Below are 400 nucleotides of genomic sequence, written 5' to 3' on the forward strand. Positions count from 1 at the left end.
CGTAAAAAAGCCCGGCTCTTTCGAGTCGGGCTTTCTTATATTTGGAGCCTGGCAATGTCCTACTTTCACATAGCAAATGCTACACTATCATCGGCGCTGTTTCGTTTCACTACTGAGTTCGGCATGGGGTCAGGTGGGTCCAAAACGCTATGGTTACCAAGCAAATTAGGTGCAAAGGATTAAGGACAAGCACGTAGTGCTACTATTTCCTTTGCGCAAGGTGCCTCAATGTTAACGCTACGCGCTAAGAGTCACCTCATAAATTTGGAAAACTCTGATAATATTTTTTAAGTCTAAGTATTTATCTACTCTAGCTATTAACTTCTGTCGCTTGTTTCTGTCACAAAACGCGTTTGGCGTTGTATGGTTAAGCCTCACGGGTAATTAGTACAAGTTAGCT

Annotated in this window: 1 rRNA gene; it reads right to left on the reverse strand. The window is 42.8% G+C overall.

Features of this window, described 5'->3' with window-relative positions:
* Window positions 1-46: 46 nt before the first annotated feature.
* A 5S ribosomal RNA gene (rrf, locus tag PSH48_RS21050) occupies window positions 47-161 on the reverse strand.
* Window positions 162-400 lie beyond the last annotated feature (239 nt).

The sequence above is a fragment of the Pseudoalteromonas sp. Angola-4 genome (assembly GCF_028599265.1).
GTDB lineage: Bacteria > Pseudomonadota > Gammaproteobacteria > Enterobacterales > Alteromonadaceae > Pseudoalteromonas > Pseudoalteromonas atlantica.